The 15,966-nt window shown below is 71.5% G+C and carries 15 protein-coding genes; 5 read left to right on the top strand and 10 right to left on the bottom strand.

The genetic code is table 11. From position 1 onward, the window contains the following. Positions 1–12: 12 nt before the first annotated feature. Positions 13–600, bottom strand: a complete 588-nt coding sequence (locus ACZ4SW_RS00125; RefSeq protein WP_468235833.1) for a DUF4232 domain-containing protein — start codon at positions 598–600, stop codon at positions 13–15. Positions 601–949: 349 nt separating this feature from the next. Here ACZ4SW_RS00125 and ACZ4SW_RS00130 point away from each other — a divergent pair, with 349 nt between their 5' ends. After that, positions 950–1,855 (top strand): SAM-dependent methyltransferase, encoded by a 906-nt coding sequence (locus ACZ4SW_RS00130; protein ID WP_468235835.1) that lies wholly within the window; start codon positions 950–952, stop codon positions 1,853–1,855. Between the two features lie 83 nt (positions 1,856–1,938). Here ACZ4SW_RS00130 and ACZ4SW_RS00135 read toward each other — a convergent pair whose 3' ends face one another. Beyond that, positions 1,939–2,871: a phosphotransferase family protein gene (locus ACZ4SW_RS00135; protein ID WP_468235837.1), complete on the bottom strand. Its 933-nt coding sequence runs from the start codon at positions 2,869–2,871 to the stop codon at positions 1,939–1,941. 163 nt (positions 2,872–3,034) lie between these two features. On the opposite strand from ACZ4SW_RS00135, the gene ACZ4SW_RS00140 reads away from it, so the two are divergent. After that, positions 3,035–4,240, top strand: coding sequence for an aminotransferase-like domain-containing protein (locus tag ACZ4SW_RS00140; RefSeq protein ID WP_468235840.1), 1,206 nt, complete (start codon positions 3,035–3,037; stop codon positions 4,238–4,240). 10 nt (positions 4,241–4,250) lie between these two features. On the opposite strand, the gene ACZ4SW_RS00145 is transcribed toward ACZ4SW_RS00140, so the two are convergent. Together ACZ4SW_RS00145 and ACZ4SW_RS00150 are read right to left on the bottom strand one after the other, a co-directional pair. Further along, positions 4,251–4,451 carry a DUF397 domain-containing protein gene (locus ACZ4SW_RS00145; RefSeq protein WP_468235843.1) on the bottom strand — a complete coding sequence of 67 codons (201 nt, stop codon included), beginning with the start codon at positions 4,449–4,451 and terminating at the stop codon, positions 4,251–4,253. After that, complete coding sequence (locus ACZ4SW_RS00150; protein ID WP_468235845.1) at positions 4,448–5,275, bottom strand: helix-turn-helix domain-containing protein; 828 nt, start codon at positions 5,273–5,275, stop codon at positions 4,448–4,450. The genes ACZ4SW_RS00145 and ACZ4SW_RS00150 overlap by 4 nt, the downstream gene beginning before the upstream one ends. Before the next feature lie 113 nt (positions 5,276–5,388). Between ACZ4SW_RS00150 and ACZ4SW_RS00155 the strand changes: the two genes are divergently transcribed. Continuing rightward, positions 5,389–5,805: an ATP-binding protein gene (locus ACZ4SW_RS00155; RefSeq protein WP_468235848.1), complete on the top strand. Its 417-nt coding sequence runs from the start codon at positions 5,389–5,391 to the stop codon at positions 5,803–5,805. A gap of 80 nt (positions 5,806–5,885) precedes the next feature. Here the strand turns inward: ACZ4SW_RS00155 and ACZ4SW_RS00160 are convergent, their stop codons facing one another. Together ACZ4SW_RS00160 and ACZ4SW_RS00165 are read right to left on the bottom strand one after the other, a co-directional pair. Continuing rightward, positions 5,886–6,812 (bottom strand): helix-turn-helix domain-containing protein, encoded by a 927-nt coding sequence (locus ACZ4SW_RS00160; RefSeq protein ID WP_468235851.1) that lies wholly within the window; start codon positions 6,810–6,812, stop codon positions 5,886–5,888. After that, positions 6,809–7,666 (bottom strand): peptidoglycan-binding protein, encoded by an 858-nt coding sequence (locus tag ACZ4SW_RS00165; protein ID WP_468235853.1) that lies wholly within the window; start codon positions 7,664–7,666, stop codon positions 6,809–6,811. The genes ACZ4SW_RS00160 and ACZ4SW_RS00165 overlap by 4 nt, the downstream gene beginning before the upstream one ends. 332 nt (positions 7,667–7,998) lie before the next feature. Between ACZ4SW_RS00165 and ACZ4SW_RS00170 the strand changes: the two genes are divergently transcribed. Then, positions 7,999–8,454: a peptidoglycan-binding domain-containing protein gene (locus tag ACZ4SW_RS00170; protein WP_468235856.1), complete on the top strand. Its 456-nt coding sequence runs from the start codon at positions 7,999–8,001 to the stop codon at positions 8,452–8,454. Between the two features lie 91 nt (positions 8,455–8,545). On the opposite strand, the gene argS is transcribed toward ACZ4SW_RS00170, so the two are convergent. Continuing rightward, a complete protein-coding gene (gene argS, locus ACZ4SW_RS00175) occupies positions 8,546–10,321 on the bottom strand; it encodes an arginine--tRNA ligase (RefSeq protein WP_468235859.1) in 1,776 nt (591 codons plus the stop codon). A gap of 221 nt (positions 10,322–10,542) precedes the next feature. On the opposite strand from argS, the gene lysS reads away from it, so the two are divergent. After that, positions 10,543–12,285, top strand: coding sequence for a lysine--tRNA ligase (lysS, locus tag ACZ4SW_RS00180; RefSeq protein WP_468235861.1), 1,743 nt, complete (start codon positions 10,543–10,545; stop codon positions 12,283–12,285). 74 nt (positions 12,286–12,359) lie between these two features. On the opposite strand, the gene ACZ4SW_RS00185 is transcribed toward lysS, so the two are convergent. From ACZ4SW_RS00185 to ACZ4SW_RS00195, 3 genes are all read right to left on the bottom strand, one after another. Continuing rightward, entirely contained in the window at positions 12,360–13,661 is a 1,302-nt protein-coding gene (locus ACZ4SW_RS00185; RefSeq protein ID WP_468236660.1) for a DUF2637 domain-containing protein, read from the bottom strand. Positions 13,662–13,839: 178 nt separating this feature from the next. Then, complete coding sequence (locus ACZ4SW_RS00190; RefSeq protein ID WP_468235863.1) at positions 13,840–14,820, bottom strand: DUF3558 family protein; 981 nt, start codon at positions 14,818–14,820, stop codon at positions 13,840–13,842. A 118-nt stretch (positions 14,821–14,938) separates the two neighbouring features. Next, complete coding sequence (locus ACZ4SW_RS00195; protein WP_468235865.1) at positions 14,939–15,829, bottom strand: DUF3558 domain-containing protein; 891 nt, start codon at positions 15,827–15,829, stop codon at positions 14,939–14,941. Between the last annotated feature and the right edge of the window lie 137 nt (positions 15,830–15,966).

Raw genomic sequence — 15,966 nt, forward strand, 5'->3', positions numbered from 1 at the left:
CTCCGGCCGGGTTCAGTAGGCCAGCGCCGCTTCCCGGCTGGAGAGCCAGCACGTCACCCGCAGCGAGTCGTCGACGTGCAGGCCCTTCGCCGGGAGCGCCGGACGGGCGGCCGGGCCGGTGGGGAGCGCGATCGTCAGGGACGTGACGGTGCGTCCGTGCCCGCCGGTGCCGTTCGCCGCCGACAGCAGCACGCCCGCGTAGGCGGACTCTCCGGGGGAGAGGGTGACCTGGCGCGTGCGGGGCTTGGGTTCCCCGGCCGGCGGTGCGAGGGGCCCGGACTCGCCGAAGCGGGCCTTGGGGTAGCCGCTGAGGGCGCAGTTCACGGCACCGGTGTTCGTCACCGTCAACAGCAGGTGGTTCACCGGCTCGCTCACCGGCGTCACCGTCGTCCGCACGTGCCCGCCCGAGCAGGGGGCCGCCCTGCCCGGGTGCCCGGTGTCCCGGGCGGAGGAGCCGGGCAGCGAGGACGGGCCCTCGTCGCGTACGCCCTCGCCGTTCTCGCAGGCGCAGAGCGCGAGCGCGGCGAGCGCGACCGTGGCGGCGGCGAGCAGCCCGGGACGGACGGCACGGGTGGGACGGGCGGTACGAGCGGAGGACATGGTCGGGGCCCTTCGGACGTGCGTGCTGGGGGGTGACACCCCCGCTCGACCGCTCGGCGGGAACGGAGGCCTCGACGGCCCAGCTTGACCCGTGGTCGGCCCGCCCGCCACAGTCGCCGCCCAATTCGGGACGCCGGACCGGCGGCACCCCTTCCGACCTGCGGACATGCCGTCCCCTGGGAGGGGAATCCGGGACGGCGGGCCACGGTCGCGAGCGGACCGGGCACTTCCAACTGGCCTCAGGAGTTACGTTGTTGACCATCGCATCGGCCGCATGACGCACCACCGGGGACGGCCGACCGACCGACTGAACGACCGACTCCTTACGCCGACCACCAGGAGACGCCCCATGTCCGACGATGCCCTCAGCCACGACCCGGCCGAGCTGCGCCAGCGCATCGACACCACCAAGGCCCACCCGGCCCGCGTCTACGACGTCTTCCTCGGCGGCAAGGACAACTACCCGGTGGACCGCGCGGCCGCCGCCGCCGCGCTCGCCGCCAACCCGCGCGGCTACCTCGACGTCCGGCACAACCGCGACTTCCTGCGCCGCGCCGTGACCCGGCTCGCGAAGGAGGACGGCATCCGGCAGTTCCTCGACATCGGCACCGGCCTGCCGACCGCCGAGAACGTCCACCAGATCGCCCAGCGCATCAACCCCGACTCCCGGGTCGTCTACGTCGACAACGACCCGGTCGTCCTGGCGCACGCCCGCGCCCTGCTCACCAGCGGGCCCGAGGGCCGCACCGACTACATGGACGCCGACCTGAAGAGTCCCGAGCAGATCCTCGAACAGGCCGCGAAGACCCTCGACCTCGACCAGCCGGTCGCCCTCGTGCTCGTGGCGGTCCTGCACTTCGTCGAGGACGAGGAGGCGTACCCGGTCGTGCGCGGGCTGATCGACGCGCTGCCCTCCGGGAGCCGGCTGGTGCTCAGCCACCTCACCGAGGACCTCAACCCGGAGACCATCCGCGCCGTGCAGCGCACCTACACCGAGCGCGGCTTCACCTTCGTGCTGCGCTCCAAGGACGAGGTCGCCCGGTTCTTCACGGACACCCCGGGCCTCACGCTGGACGAGCCGGGCGTCGTCCCGGTCCACCACTGGCACCAGGACGGCGCGGCACCCGTCCCCGCGGCCGTGGACCCCGACTACCTCGCCACCCTCGACGACATCGACAAGGTCCGCTACCGCGACATCAACGACGTCACCGACGCCGACATCAACGTGTACGCGGCCACCGGCCGAAAGGCCTGACCCGCCCGCCCTGCCTGATCCGCGCGACCTGCCCGATCCGCCCGACCTGTCTGATCCACGTGACCCCTCTGGCCCACCGGGGCTCAGCCGTCCGTGCCGAACCACAGCTCGGCGAGCGCGTCGAAGCGCGGTTCGGCCGGGTTCGGCAGCTCGTCGAGGTAGAAGGGCAGATCGCTGAAGACGTGCAGCAGGGTGTACGCCATGAGCTGGTCCGGGTCGTACGGGGCGCGTCCGTAGGCCTCGTAGAAGCGGCGGAGCTGACGCGGGTCGGCGCGGGTGATGAACAGGCCGACCCCGACGAAGTCGTACGCGGGGTCGCCGATCATCGCCGGCTCGAAGTCGAACAGGCCGGTCAGCACGCGCCCGCCGCGCATGTCGATGGTCAGGTGCTCGCTCATGAACTCGGTGTGCAGCAGCGCGCGTTCGGTGGACGCGGGCAGCGGCACGGAGTCCAGGAAGTCGGGGATCCGGCTCAGCCAGGGCTCGGTGACCCCGGACCTGCGATGCCACTCCACCGCCTGCGCCCGCTGCCGGCGCAGGAACGCCGTCCAGTCCGGCGGCCCGACGATGTCCGTCAGCGGGTTCCAGAACATCGCGTGCAGTGACGCCAGCGCCTCGGCCGACTCCGAGACGATACGGTCCTGTTCCGCCGCGGTGAGCCGGTGCCACACCTCGTTGAGGGTCCAGCCGGGCAGCCGGGACATCAGCACCCAACGCCAGCCGTTCACGAACTCCTCGGTGCCGATCAGGCGCGGGGTGGGAAGCTTGAGCTGCCCCCACAGGTGGTGCAACACCCGTGCCTCACGCACGGCTTCCCGCGCATCGAAGCGCGGATACAGCTTCAGCACCATGTCGCCCCCGACGGCGTACACGGGCAGGGTCCCGTCCGGGAAGCGGCGCACCGCCAGCCCGACGAGGCCCATCCGGTCGAGCAGATGCAGCACGGCCGGGCGTAACACCGCCTCGTCCGAGACCATGGCTTGCAACTCGTCGTTCGTGTCCACGCTCGGCAGCATGCGCCGCATGCTAGGGCCCCCGAACCGTGGTCCGCATGGCGAAACGAGACTGTTGTAGAGGGCAGCGATTTCCCTAAGGTGCACGAACGAACCGTTTTCGAGTGGTGTTCGCCATGACGTATTTCGTCCGATGAACGCCCGCGCAGTATGAGGAGCCGCCCCCGTGACCTCCAGCGACAGCAGGCCCAGCGGCCCGCCACAGCCCGCGTTCGCCGCCCGGGTCGCCTCCGTCGGCGGTTCCCCCGTTCGGGACATCCTCGCCGTCACCGCGCGTCCGGAAGTCGTCAACTTCGCGGGCGGTCTGCCCGCCCCCGGGCTCTTCGACAGCGAGGGCGTCGCCGCCGCGTTCCAGGCCGTGCTGACGGAGGTCCCGCAGCGGGCACTCCAGTACTCCACCACCGAGGGCGAACCGGCCCTGCGCGCCGCGCTCGCCGACCGCACCACCGCGCGCGGCCTCACCACCGGCCCCGACGACCTGCTCGTCACCACCGGCTCCCAGCAGGCCCTCTCCCTGCTCGCGACCGCCCTGCTGGAGCCCGGCGACACCGTGCTGGTCGAGAACCCGTGCTATCTCGCCGCCCTCCAGGCCTTCGGCTTCGCGGGCGCGAGGGTCCTCGCCGTCCCCGGCGACGAACACGGCATCGACCCGGACGCGCTGGCGGAACTGGTGCAGCGGGAGCGCCCCAAGCTGCTCTACACCGTCCCCACCTTCCAGAACCCCACCGGCCGCACCCTGCCCGCCGACCGCCGCGCCGCCATCGCCCGTGTCGCGGCCCGGCACGGCCTGTGGGTCGTCGAGGACGACCCGTACGGGGAGCTGCGCTTCGAGGGCGAGCGGGTGCCGTGGATCGCCTCCTACGAGGACGCCCACGACCGCGCGGTGCTCCTCGGCTCCTTCTCCAAGGTGATGGCCCCCGGGCTGCGCCTGGGCTGGCTGCGGGCGCCCTCGGCACTGCGGCGGGCCTGCGCGATCGCCAAGCAGGCCGCGGACCTGCACACGCCGACCGTCAACCAGCTCGCCGCGGCACGGTACCTGGCGGACCGTGACCTCGACGCACACGTCGCCCGGGTGGCCGCGGTCTACCGCGAACGCCGCGACGCGATGCTCACCGGCCTCGCGGACGCCCTGCCCGAGGGCTCCGTCTGGAACCGCCCCGAGGGCGGCATGTTCCTCTGGGCGCGGCTCCCCGAGGGCCACGACAGCACGGCGCTGCTGCCGCGGGTGGTGGCGGAGGACGTGGCGTACGTCCCGGGCGCGCCGTTCTACGCCGACGCGCCGGACCGCTCGACCCTGCGCCTGTGCTTCGTCACGCACACGCCCGAGGAGATCCAGGAGGGGCTGCGGAGGCTGGGGAAGGGGCTGAGCTGACGGCTGTCGCCTAGCGGGCCGCCGCGTACGTGGTGAAAGCGGCCCAGGTGGCGGGGGAGACCTGGAGGGTGGGGCCGGCCGGGTTCTTGGAGTCGCGGATGCGGACCGCCGCGTCGTCGTGGGACTGGGGGGCGGTGAAGGCGACTTCCAGGCACTGGCCGCCTTCGCTGCTGCTGTAGCTGGACTTGAACCACTGAAGTGTGGGGCTCATTGCTCTCCTAGCAGACGGTCCAGCAGGCTTCTGGAGTCCTCAATGGTGAGGGCCTGCGTTCGCAGCATCGCATATTTGCGCGTAAGGATGGACACCTCATCCGGGTCGGAGACCCACTGGCTGCCGCGCTGGGACTCGGTGTAGGCGAGGTGCTGGTGGTCGGGCGTCTCCAGGAGGGTGAACGGGCCTGCGTCGCCGGCGTGTGACGTGCGGTTCAACGGCAGGACCTGGAGGGAGAGGCCCGGGAATTCGGAGTACTCGCGCAGGCACCGTAGCTGCGCGAGGTGGGTCTCGCGTCCCCCGGTGGGCATGCGGAGAGCGGGCTCCCAGATGACGAAGCTGAGCGTCGGCGGAACCTTGCGATGCAGGATCTCCTGGCGGCTGAGGCGGGCCGCGATCCTCGTCGCCAACTCGTCCTCGTCGTACGGAGGAACGCGGCTGCTCAGCAGCGCTCGAGCGTACGCCTCCGTCTGAAGCAGGCCGGGCACGACCAGGGCGTCGTACCACGACAAGGCAATGGCCTCGCTCTCGTGATGGACGTACAGCTCGGCCCACATCGGGAACTGGTCGATCTCGGGAAGGTTGGCCACCCCGGCCGCCAACAACCCTTTAGTTCCGAGAAGTTGGTCCAGCGCCTCGGCCAGATCCGGCTTCAACGGACGTCGTCCCTGCTCGATGGACGCGATGGTCTCCTCGTCGACCATGAGCTCCCTGGCCAGAGACCCTTGCGTGTGGCCCGCCGCGCGGCGGGCCGTGCCGAGTTGGACGCCCAGCATCCTCATGGCCGAGACGTTCTTCTTCCGTGGCGGCTTCCTGGAGGTCATGCCGGTCCAACTCCCCACCCGTGCTCGTGCGCGACCTCGAACGAACCCGTACAGAAATTCCGTACGGGTTTACTCGGTGATCCACGGTAGTGACTCTCCGCAACACTCGTCCCGTGAACGAGATGATCCAACTCCCGCCCCTGCGCGAGAGGTTCTTCCGGCGGGAGCGCCGATCCGTCCCGGCCGCACGGCAGTTCGCGTACGAGGTGCTGGCCGGCTGGGGGCTCGCGGAGACCGAGCGGAGCGGCGACGTGCTGTTGTGTGTGAGCGAGTTGGCGACGAACGCGCTGGTGCACGGCGTGCCGCCGGGCCGTTGCTTCCGGCTGTTCCTGCGGTACGACGGCGCGGTACTGCGGGTGGAGGTGCACGACAGCGGTCCCGGTGAGCCGCGCATCGCGCTGGAGGCGGACGAGGGCGGCCGGGGGCTGCTGCTGGTGGCGGCGCTCTCGGACAAGTGGGGGGTCGGGGAGCGGGACCCGGGCAAGGTGGTGTGGTGCGAGTTCGTGTCGCCGCTGTGGGCAGGCGGTTGACTCCGCCGGTGCGACACTTTTCCCGGATGTGTCGCAGTACGCAGGCACACCACCTCAGTGGACGCGACCGGCCCAGCCGGTCATCCGTATTGCCGGCCCGCAGGGCTGGGCGCAGACGCCGGCACGTGACCGTCCACGCACTCCGGTCGCCCGCCCGCCGCCGGACGGAAGCACGCCCGGACGGCGGTGCCGGGGCGGGTGGCGGTCATGGGCGTGTAGACGTAGTCCTCCGCGTCGTCGGCGTCCCTGACCCGGGCGGACTGGGTACGCCCGGCCGCGGACACCTCGATCCGGTCGCCGACGTGGGTTCCCCACACGCGGGCCCAACTCGCACCGCACTCCCGGCTGTAGCGCAACTCCATGCCGATGCCCGCGGTGGTGTGGTGCGAGACCAGGGTGTCCGGGTGGGGGCCGCAGTGCAGGGCCAGCGGGTTCCCGCCCTCGCAGGTGGTACCCCCGCACAGCGGGGCCAGGACCGGTCGGGGCGGGGACGGGAACGTCCGCGGGCCACCGCCCGGGTGCGGCAGTACGAAGAGGGCCAGGGCGACGACTCCGGTGGCGACGGCGCACACGGCGGCGAGCACCGCGGCGGCCGCGCCCTTCCGGACGGCGTGACCGGTTTCCTTCGCCGGGTCCGGGGCGGTGCCGGTGTCCGGGGCCGGAGAAGGGGGCGATGCCGCAGGCGCGGGCGGGGCAGGCTGCTGTGCCGGGGCCGTGGGCGGCCTCTCCTCGCGGGCGCGTCCGCTCGTCTCCGACTCCGCCAGCTCCCACAGGGCCAGAGCGCGGCCGACGGGTTCGCGGGCGAGGCGGCACAGGTCGAGGACGGCCTGGCGCGGCGGCAGCGTCTTGCCGTTGAGATAGCGCTCCCAGGACGACTTGCTGTACGGGGTGCGTTCCTCCAGACGGGCCAGGCTCAGACCGGTGCGTGCCTTCAGCTCGCGCAGCTCGGCGGCCAGCCGCGCCCGCTCCGCGGACGTCGTCCCCTGCGTCCCCGTCGGCCGGGTCATTTGCGCAGCGCCCCCCAGGTGTGCGGGCCGACGATCCCGTCCGGGGGCAGACCGGCCCGCTTCTGCAGGTCCTTGACCGCGCGCTCGGTCAGCGGTCCGTAGACGCCGTCGACGCCCCCCGGGGAGAGGCCCGCCCGGCGCAGCAGGCACTGCGCCTCGGCCACGTCCGGCCCCGCCAGGCCCTGGGCCAGGATCGCGTCCTGCGTACGGCTGTTGCCCGCGTACCAGCGGCCGTCGATCCGCTGGATGCGGCAGGCGTACGTGGGCGCCGACCCCGAGGCCGGTGCGGCGGGGGCCGAGGAACCGGACGAGCTCGCCGTGTTCCGGTCGTCGGTGCCGTGGTCCGTGAGGCGCACGGCCAAGAGGACCGCCGAGACGACGGCCAGCACCAGGGCCACGGCCCCCGCCACCACCGCGATGCGCAACGAACGTCCGTGGGGCCGCCGCGCCGCCGCGTCCTCCGCCGTGGACCGGGCCTCGCCGTCCGCCGTGGACGGGGCGGCGCCGTCCGCCGTGGACGGGGTCTCCTCGTCCGCCGGCGGCGGTACCTCCCCGTCCGCCTCCGCCGCCGAGGGGCCCCGGCGCTGGTTCTCCCAGGCCTCCGCGGCCAGTTCGCGCAGGACGAGCAGCCGTGTCGGATCCTCGCCGCCGACCCTGGCCAACGCCTCCACGGCCTCCCGGGGCGGCAACGACCTGCCGTTCAGATACCGCTCCCACGACTTCCGGCTGTATCCGGTCTTCGCCGCCAGCCGGTGCATGCTCAGATCGCCGTGGTCCTTCAGCCGCCGTAACCGGACCACCAACTGCCGCACACGCGGATCCAGGTCCGCGGGCAGCGCCTTCCAACGCGACATGTTCCCCCTCGCGTCCCGGGACCGTGGTCATCGGCCGGTCCCCGTTCCGCCGCATTCTGCACGAACTTTCACGGCGCACCCCATACATCGGTTCCCGCACCGGCACCGAATAGGCCACCCGCCCACCACATCCGTGCCTCCTCGCCGCGCGCCGACGCGTCCCGCCGAAGCGCCCCGCCGGGACGCGTCCCCGCAGGCCAGCGCCCGGGACGTCCCACGACGACGTCACATGCCCGGCGGTCGTGGCGGTCCCCGCCGCCCGTCCCGCACTCTCGAGTGGCCAGCGGCGCCCACCACGACAGGCGCCACCCGATCACCCGAAAGGGACACGCATGCGACCGAACCTCATGGCGAGGACCCTCGTGGCCGCCACCGCCGTCGCCGGGATCACCGCCGGAAGCCTCGCGGGTGCGACCGCGGGCTTCGCCGCCTCCGCGCCGGCCGCCAAGCCGGCGATCAGCGCCCAGGCCGTCTCCGCGCAGGCGGTGAACAACCTCGGCCTGAACACGAACGAGGCCAAGCGCATCCAGCGGGTGCTGAAGAGGGACTGGGGCTACAAGGGAGCCATCGACGGCCGGCTCGGCACCGAGAGCTGGAAGGCCATGCAGCGCTACCTGCACAAGTACTGGGGCTACAACAAGAAGATCGACGGCGTCGTCGGCAGCGACACGGTGAAGGCGCTGCAGCGCATGCTGAAGAAGTACTGCGGCTACAAGGGCAAGATCGACGGAATCGCCGGGAAGGACACCAAGGCCGCCTTCAAGTGGTTCGCCACCCACTACGCCTGACGGCCCGCCGCGGGAGTCGCCCTGCCTGAGACGCCGCGGCCCGTCCTCCCCACGGGGGAGAGGACGGGCCGCGGCCCCGGCATGGGGGGGCTCAGAGCCGCTCGGGCGTCCGGATGCCCAGCAGCGCCATCCCCTGGTGCAGCGTCCGGGCCGTGACGTCGCACAGGAACAGCCGGTTCTCGACCTGCTCGGGCGTCTCGGCCCTCAGCACCGGACACTTGTCGTAGAACGACGTGTACAGCGACGCGAGCTGGTAGAGGTAGGCCGCCATCTTGTGCGGGGCGTACTCCGCCGCCGCCTCCGCCACGACCTCCGCGAAGGCGTCCGCGTGCAGGCCGAGCGCCCGCTCCGCGTCCGTCAGCGCCAGCTCCGGATGCGCGGACGGCCGCACGTCGCCCGCCTTGCGCAGGATCGACTGGATACGGGCGTACGCGTACTGGAGGTACACCGACGTGTCGCCGTTCAGCGAGACCATCTGGTCCAGGTCGAACTTGTAGTCCCGGTTCGCCGACGTCGACAGGTCCGCGTACTTCACCGCGCCGATGCCCACCTGGGCGCCCCGCTCGGCGATCTCCTCCTCGGACAGGTCCTGCGCCTTCTCCCGTACGACGGCGGAGGCGCGCTCGATCGCCTCGTCCAGCAGGTCGACCAGCCGCACCGTCTCGCCCTCACGGGTCTTGAACGGCTTGCCGTCCTTGCCGAGGACCGTGCCGAAGGCGAGCTGGTAGGCCTTCACGCCCTCGTTCAGCCAGCCGGCCCTGCGCGCCGTCTCGAAGACCATCTTGAAGTGCAGGGACTGGCGGGCGTCCACGACGTAGATGATCGAGTTCGCCTTCAGGTTGAAGACGCGGTCCCGGATCGCGGACAGGTCCGTCGCCGCGTAGCCGTAGCCGCCGTCCGACTTCTGCACGATCAGCGGGACCGGCTTGCCGTCGGGGCCCTTGATGTCGTCGAAGAAGACGCACAGCGCGCCCTCGGAGCGGACCGCGACGCCCGACTCCTCCAGGAGGCGGCAGGTCTCGGCCAGCATGTCGTTGTAGCCGGACTCGCCGACGATGTCGGGGTCCCGGATCTCCATGTCCAGCTTCTCGAAGACCGAGAAGAAGTAGATCTTCGACTCGTCGACGAACTTCTGCCACATGGCGAGCGTGTGCGGATCGCCGGCCTGGAGGTCGACCACCCGGCGCCGGGCCCGCGTCTTGAACTCCTCGTCGGAGTCGAACAGCTTGCGCGCGGCCTTGTAGAGCCGGTCGAGGTTCGACATCGCCTCCTCGCCGGAGGCCGCGGTGTCCTCGGCGGACGCCTTGTGGTCCAGCTCGTGCGGGTGCTCGTCCAGGTACTGGATGAGCATGCCGAACTGGGTGCCCCAGTCGCCGATGTGGTGCCGGCGGATCACCGTCTCGCCGGTGAACTCGAGCAGCTTGACGACCGAGTCGCCGATCACCGCCGAACGCAGGTGGCCGACGTGCATCTCCTTCGCCACGTTCGGCTGGGCGTAGTCGATCACCGTGGTGCCCGGCTGCTCGGTGTACGGCACGCCGAGGCGGCCCTCGGGGTCGGCGGCGCGGGCGGCGAGGTTCTCGGTGATGGCCTGGTCCGTGACCGTGATGTTGAGGAAGCCGGGGCCCGAGACCTCGATGTCCCCGATCACGTCACCGGTGACCACCCGGCCGACGACCTGGGTCGCCAGCTCCCGCGGGTTGGCCTTCGCCTTCTTCGCCAGCGCCAGGATCCCGTTGGCCTGGAAGTCCGCCCGGTCGCTGCGTCGCAGCAGCGGGTCCGCATCGGCGGCCTCGGGCAGGGCAGCCGAGAGGGCGGACGCGAGGCGCTGGTGGACGGCGGACGTGAGGGACGTGACCGAGGCCATAGGAATGGGTGCCGTTCTCCTCGTGGGGATGGACAGTCACGGCCAGTATCCCATGCGGGGTAAAGCGAATTTTTCCCCTCGCCCGGTGAACGGCGGGCCGCGTCCACCCGTCCAACGCCTTGAAAAGGCGTTTTCGTGGATGTGCCGCAGCCTGGGACAATGGAGCGGTCAGCCGTGCGACCGTACCGGCTGCTCGTGGAGAACCTTCAGAAAAAGAGGACGTGCCGATCGTGGCTCAGAGCACCGAGACCACCGACTGGGTCTCCCGTTTCGCGGATGAGGTCATCGAGGAGTCGGAGCGTCGGGCCCCGGGCAAACCGGTCGTCGTCGCGTCCGGGCTGTCGCCGTCCGGCCCCATCCACCTGGGCAACCTGCGCGAGGTCATGACCCCGCACCTGGTCGCCGACGAGATCCGCCGGCGCGGGTACGAGGTGCGCCACCTGATCTCCTGGGACGACTACGACCGGTACCGGAAGGTGCCGGCCGGAGTCGCGGGCGTGGACGAGTCGTGGGCCGAGCACATCGGCAAGCCGCTCACCTCCGTCCCGGCCCCGAAGGGCTCCGCGTACCCGAACTGGGCCGAGCACTTCAAGGCCGCCATGATCGCCTCGCTCGCCGAGCTGGGCGTGGAGTTCGACGGCATCAGCCAGACCGCGCAGTACACCTCCGGCGTGTACCGGGACCAGATCCTGCACGCGATGAAGCACCGGGGTGAGATCGACGCGGTCCTCGCCCAGTACCGCACCAAGCCCAAGCCCGCCAAGAAGCAGCAGCAGAAGCCCGTCGACGAGGCCGAGCTGGAGGCCGAGGAGGGCTCGGGCGCCGCGTCCGAGGACGACGGCAGCTCCGGCGCCGCCGGCTACTTCCCGTACAAGCCGTACTGCGGCGGGTGCGGCAAGGACTTCACCACCGTCACCGCGTACGACGACGACACCACCGAGATGGCGTACACGTGCACCGCGTGCGGCTTCTCGGAGACCGTCCGGCTCAGCGAGTTCAACCGCGGCAAGCTGGTCTGGAAGGTCGACTGGCCGATGCGCTGGGCCTACGAGGGCGTGATCTTCGAGCCGAGCGGCGTCGACCACTCGTCGCCGGGATCGTCGTACCAGGTCGGCGGGCAGATCGTCGGCATCTTCGGCGGCAAGCAGCCCATCGGGCCCATGTACGCCTTCGTCGGCATCTCCGGCATGGCGAAGATGTCGTCGTCCCGCGGTGGCGTCCCCACCCCGGCCGACGCCCTCCAGATCATGGAGCCCCAGTTGCTGCGCTGGCTCTACGCCCGCCGCAGGCCCAACCAGTCCTTCAAGATCGCCTTCGACCAGGAGATCCAGCGCCTCTACGACGAGTGGGACAAGCTGGCGGGCAAGGTCGCCGACGGCTCCGCCCTCCCCGGCGACGTCGCCGCCTACACCCGCGCGGTGGGCACCGCCGCCGGCGAGCTGCCGAAGACGCCCCGCCCGCTGCCGTACCGCACCCTCGCGTCCGTCGCCGACATCACCGCCGGCCACCAGGACCAGGCGCTGCGCATCCTGTCCGACCTCGACCCGGCCAACCCGCTCACCTCGCTCGACGAGGCCCGCCCCCGGTACGACAAGGCCGAGGCGTGGATCAACACCCACGTCCCCGCCGACCAGCGCACCATCGTCCGCGACGAGCCCGACGCCGAGCTGCTGAAGTCCCTCGACGAGCCCTCCCAGCAGTCCATCCGGCTGCTGCTCGACGGCCTGGAGGACCACTGGTCGCTGGACGGGCTCACCCACCTCGTGTACGGCGTGCCCAAGGTCCAGGCCGGGTTCTCCGCGGACGCCACGCCCAAGGAGCTGCCGCCGGAGATCAAGACGGCCCAGCGGTCGTTCTTCGCGCTCCTGTACCACCTGCTCGTCGGCCGCGACACCGGCCCGCGCCTGCCCACGCTGCTGCTCGCTGTGGGGCAGGACCGGGTGCGGAAGCTGCTCGGGGAGTAGGAGCCGCCGCATACGCCTGAAGGGGGCGCCCGGTGAACACCGGGCGCCCCCTTCACGTACTCAAGGCAGTGGCACTAGGCGATGTGGTCCTCTTCCAGTTCCGCGTTGAAGCGGTTCGTGAAGCGGTTCACCATGCGGTCGGCCTCTCGGGCGGGGAGAGTGATGCCGTAGGTCGCCTGTACCGCATCGGCGAACTGGTGGGGCGTGGGAAAGCTGCCGTCTATCGACTTGCGGAAGACCTGGTAGTAGTCGTCCTCGGTCGGCTCCGGCTGGGGCGTGCCACCGCCCTCGCCGAGCTCCCGGGTGCGGTTCGGGCCGACGGGGATGGGGAAGCTGCCGGTGTCCTCCGGGGAGACCGGCGGGGGACCCTGGGGTCCGGGCTGCTGGTGGCCCTGCGGGACGGGCGCCTGGAACCTCTGCGGGACGGTCTGCTCGAACTGCTCCGGCTGCTGGTCCTCGTACCAGTCGTCGTAAGGGGGTTCCGGCTCGTACGTCGGGTCGTAGCCGCCGTGGTAGTCGATCTGCCGCTGGGCCTGGAACCAGGGGCTCTGGTCGTCCGGCTCCTCGTAACCCGGCTGACCGGGGATCTGGTTGCCCTCGAGCTGCGGGCGCTGCCCGCCCAGCGGTGCGGCCGACTGCGGACCGGCCGCCGACCCGGCACCACGACCGCCCGCAGCCGCGTTGAGCTGCGGGGCCGGGGGTATCAGCGCCGGTTCGATGCCCGCCGCCGCCAGGCCCGCGGGAGCCGTCTCCGCGAGCGGGACGCCGTACCTCGCCAGCCTCAGCGGCATCAGCGACTCCACCGGGGCCTTGCGACGCCACGCCCGGCCGAAGCGGGAGCGCAGGCGGGCCTGGTAGACGAGACGTTCCTGCTCGAGCTTGATCACCTGGTCGTACGACCGCAGCTCCCACAGCTTCATCCGGCGCCACAGCAGGAACGTCGGGACCGGCGACAGCAGCCAGCGGGTCAGGCGGACGCCCTCCATGTGCTTGTCCGCCGTGATGTCCGCGATCCGCCCGATCGCGTGCCGGGCCGCCTCCACCGCGACCACGAACAGCACCGGGATCACCGCGTGCATGCCCACACCCAGCGGGTCCGGCCACGCCGCCGCCCCGTTGAACGCGATCGTCGCCGCCGTCAGCAGCCACGCCGTCTGACGCAGCAGCGGGAAGGGGATGCGGATCCAGGTCAGCAGCAGGTCCAGGGCCAGCAGCACACAGATACCCGCGTCGATGCCGACCGGGAACACATAACTGAAGTTCCCGAAGCCCTTCTTGATGGCCAGCGCACGCACGGCCGCGTACGAACCCGCGAAGCCGATCCCGGCGATGATGACTGCACCGGTGACCACCACGCCGATGAGAACCCGGTGCATCCGTGTCAACTGCAGTGGCGCGGCCACCTGTACTCCCCTCCCAGTGCCTGTTGTTGCGCGCAACAGGGTGGCACACGCGTGCGGTGAACGGGTGGCCGGTATGGGGAGACCCCACATCCGCAGCGGACCGGCCTCCCACAACCGCCCTGTGCGCGCGCCGAGTTCCGCGGCAGCCGGCTCAGCTCTTCGCCGAGGCGGACGCCGACGGGGACCCGCTCTTCGACGGGCTCGCCGACGCGGACGGCGAGGCCGACTTCGACGGCGAAGCGCTCTTCGACGCCCCCTGCGACGCGGACCCGCCCGCAGCCTTGCCGCCGTCACCGTTCGCCGACGACACCGCGGACACCGCCTCCTTGACGGCGCCCTCCGCCGCCTTGGTCAGGTCGTCCGCGTCCGGCGACTTGTCACCGGCCAGTCCCGCACCGTTGTAGTCGACGGTGACCACGACGTTCTGCACGCGCGCCACCACCGTCTGCTGCTTGAAGTCGCCTTCCTTCTTCTTCAGGTCGTACACCACCGCCGTCGCCGCGTCGCCCACCCCGGACACCGGCACCGACTTCGTGTTCTTCGCGCCGTCGACCGCCTTGGCGTCCTGCACCTGCTGGTCGTAGTACTGCTGCGCCTGCTTGTTGCCGTCGCCGCGCGTGGCGTCCGACTCGAAGCGCAGCAGGGAGACGTTGAGCCACCGGAACTGGGAGCCCTTGACGCCGTTGTTCTGCAGACTGCTCCACGAACAGCTCGACCGCGTCTTCGCGTCGTCCGTCGAGCCCGCCTTGCCGGACTTCACACCCTTCGGGACCAGGTCGCCCAGGGTCTTCTGCGACAGCACCGAGCACGGCTGGGGCAGCGTCGCGTACGCGGCGGGCTGCACGGCGTTCGCCGACGCGCTCTGCGAGGGCCGGGCGCTCGACTCCTGCGCCTGCGCCTGCGGCTTGGCGTCGCCGCCCGAGCCCGAACCGGAGGAGCCCGAGGAACACCCGGCGGCGACGAGCATCCCCGGGACGGCGGCCGCGCAGACGAGGAGGCGGCTCATGCGCGAACCCCGCCGGCCCGGCCGGCGCTCGCCCTGATCACTGTGATCGTCCCCCCACTGCCCAAACGGCGCGGGAGATACCACCTGGTCTCGCTGTGCAGGTCGGTGCATGGTTCCTTCACTCATGACGCTTGTGACGCTCGTGGTCGTGCGGTCGGAACGGTTCCGAGGGGCCACGGTACGCGGTGGGGACGCATGCGGGGTGAGGTTCGGTTCCCTCGCTGGGGCGGCGCGAGGGGGTCCCTCAGCCGAGCGAGCCGGCGAGCTGTCCGGCCAGTTTCCTGGCCTTGTCCTGCATGTCCTCGCTGCTCGGGGTGGTTCCGGGGGCGGCCGGCTGCTCGTCGTACTCGATGGTCACGATCACATTGGACGTGCGGAACACCACAGTCACGGTCCGCTGCTCGGCGGTGCTCAGCCGGTCGTCGATGAACGCCTCGTCGCCGAGGTCGTCGAGGGTGCGGGGCTGGAGGTCGGCCGGGGTCCCGGTGACCGAGGGACTGCCGGAGGAGGAGACCGAGGCGGAACCGGAGGGCGAACCCGAGGCCGAACCGGAGGGCGCCGGACCGCCGGCGGCGCCCGATGCGGAAGCGGAGGCGGACGGGGAGGCCGACGGGGAGGCGGAGCCGGAACCGGCGCCGGGACCCGGGCTCGAGGGCGAACCGGAACCCGAGGGGGAACCGGAACCGGGCTCCGGCAGGTTCGCGGCCTGCTCCTTGGTGGCGTACACCTGGTGGGCCGCGTCGTCGTCGGACACCGTGTTGTCGTACGACACCACCCGCTCGAAGTCGACGAACAGATGGTCCGTGGCGTCGGTCGACTCCGCCTTCCAGCGGCAGCCGGAGCGGCGGTCGTTGTTGTAGGTGAGGGCCGCCTCGCCCTGGTACGCCTTGTCGCGCTGCTCCTGGTCCGCTATCCGCGTCAGGCCCGGCAGGAGCGAGCCGAGGGTGTCATGGCTCACGGCACTGCAGGCGTCGGCGAGGGTGCGGTACTTGCCCGGCTGCGGAGCGGCGGCGCTCGTGGTGGAACCGGCCTTCGGGTCCGTGGCCTGGCCGCCGCCGCCGGAACCGCCGGTGCAGGCGGCCAGCAGGGCCGCGAGGAGCACGGCGGCGCCCGGTACGTACGCCTTCCGCTGCACGGTGAGGCTCCTCTCGACGGTGTTCCGCAGGGTGCGGCCGCTGCTTATTCGGTTGCCGCACCGGGCGGCCCCCTGGAGACAATGTGTATCGCACGCACTGCCGTGGACGCCGGTCCGTTGTCCTTTACGTCGACCTT

It is taken from the genome of Streptomyces sp. NPDC028331 (assembly GCF_055565775.1).

Excerpts from the sequence above, each read along its gene's own strand:
- ACZ4SW_RS00190 (WP_468235863.1), bottom strand. The coding sequence starts at position 14,820 with ATGAGTGAAGGAACCATGCACCGACCTGCACAGCGAGACCAGGTGGTA.
- ACZ4SW_RS00165 (WP_468235853.1), bottom strand. The coding sequence starts at position 7,666 with ATGTCGCGTTGGAAGGCGCTGCCCGCGGACCTGGATCCGCGTGTGCGG.
- ACZ4SW_RS00160 (WP_468235851.1), bottom strand. The coding sequence starts at position 6,812 with ATGACCCGGCCGACGGGGACGCAGGGGACGACGTCCGCGGAGCGGGCG.
- ACZ4SW_RS00150 (WP_468235845.1), bottom strand. The coding sequence starts at position 5,275 with ATGACCTCCAGGAAGCCGCCACGGAAGAAGAACGTCTCGGCCATGAGG.
- ACZ4SW_RS00135 (WP_468235837.1), bottom strand. The coding sequence starts at position 2,871 with ATGCTGCCGAGCGTGGACACGAACGACGAGTTGCAAGCCATGGTCTCG.
- ACZ4SW_RS00185 (WP_468236660.1), bottom strand. The coding sequence starts at position 13,661 with ATGCACCGGGTTCTCATCGGCGTGGTGGTCACCGGTGCAGTCATCATC.
- ACZ4SW_RS00170 (WP_468235856.1), top strand. The coding sequence starts at position 7,999 with ATGCGACCGAACCTCATGGCGAGGACCCTCGTGGCCGCCACCGCCGTC.
- ACZ4SW_RS00125 (WP_468235833.1), bottom strand. The coding sequence starts at position 600 with ATGTCCTCCGCTCGTACCGCCCGTCCCACCCGTGCCGTCCGTCCCGGG.
- ACZ4SW_RS00130 (WP_468235835.1), top strand. The coding sequence starts at position 950 with ATGTCCGACGATGCCCTCAGCCACGACCCGGCCGAGCTGCGCCAGCGC.
- argS (WP_468235859.1), bottom strand. The coding sequence starts at position 10,321 with ATGGCCTCGGTCACGTCCCTCACGTCCGCCGTCCACCAGCGCCTCGCG.
- ACZ4SW_RS00145 (WP_468235843.1), bottom strand. The coding sequence starts at position 4,451 with ATGAGCCCCACACTTCAGTGGTTCAAGTCCAGCTACAGCAGCAGCGAA.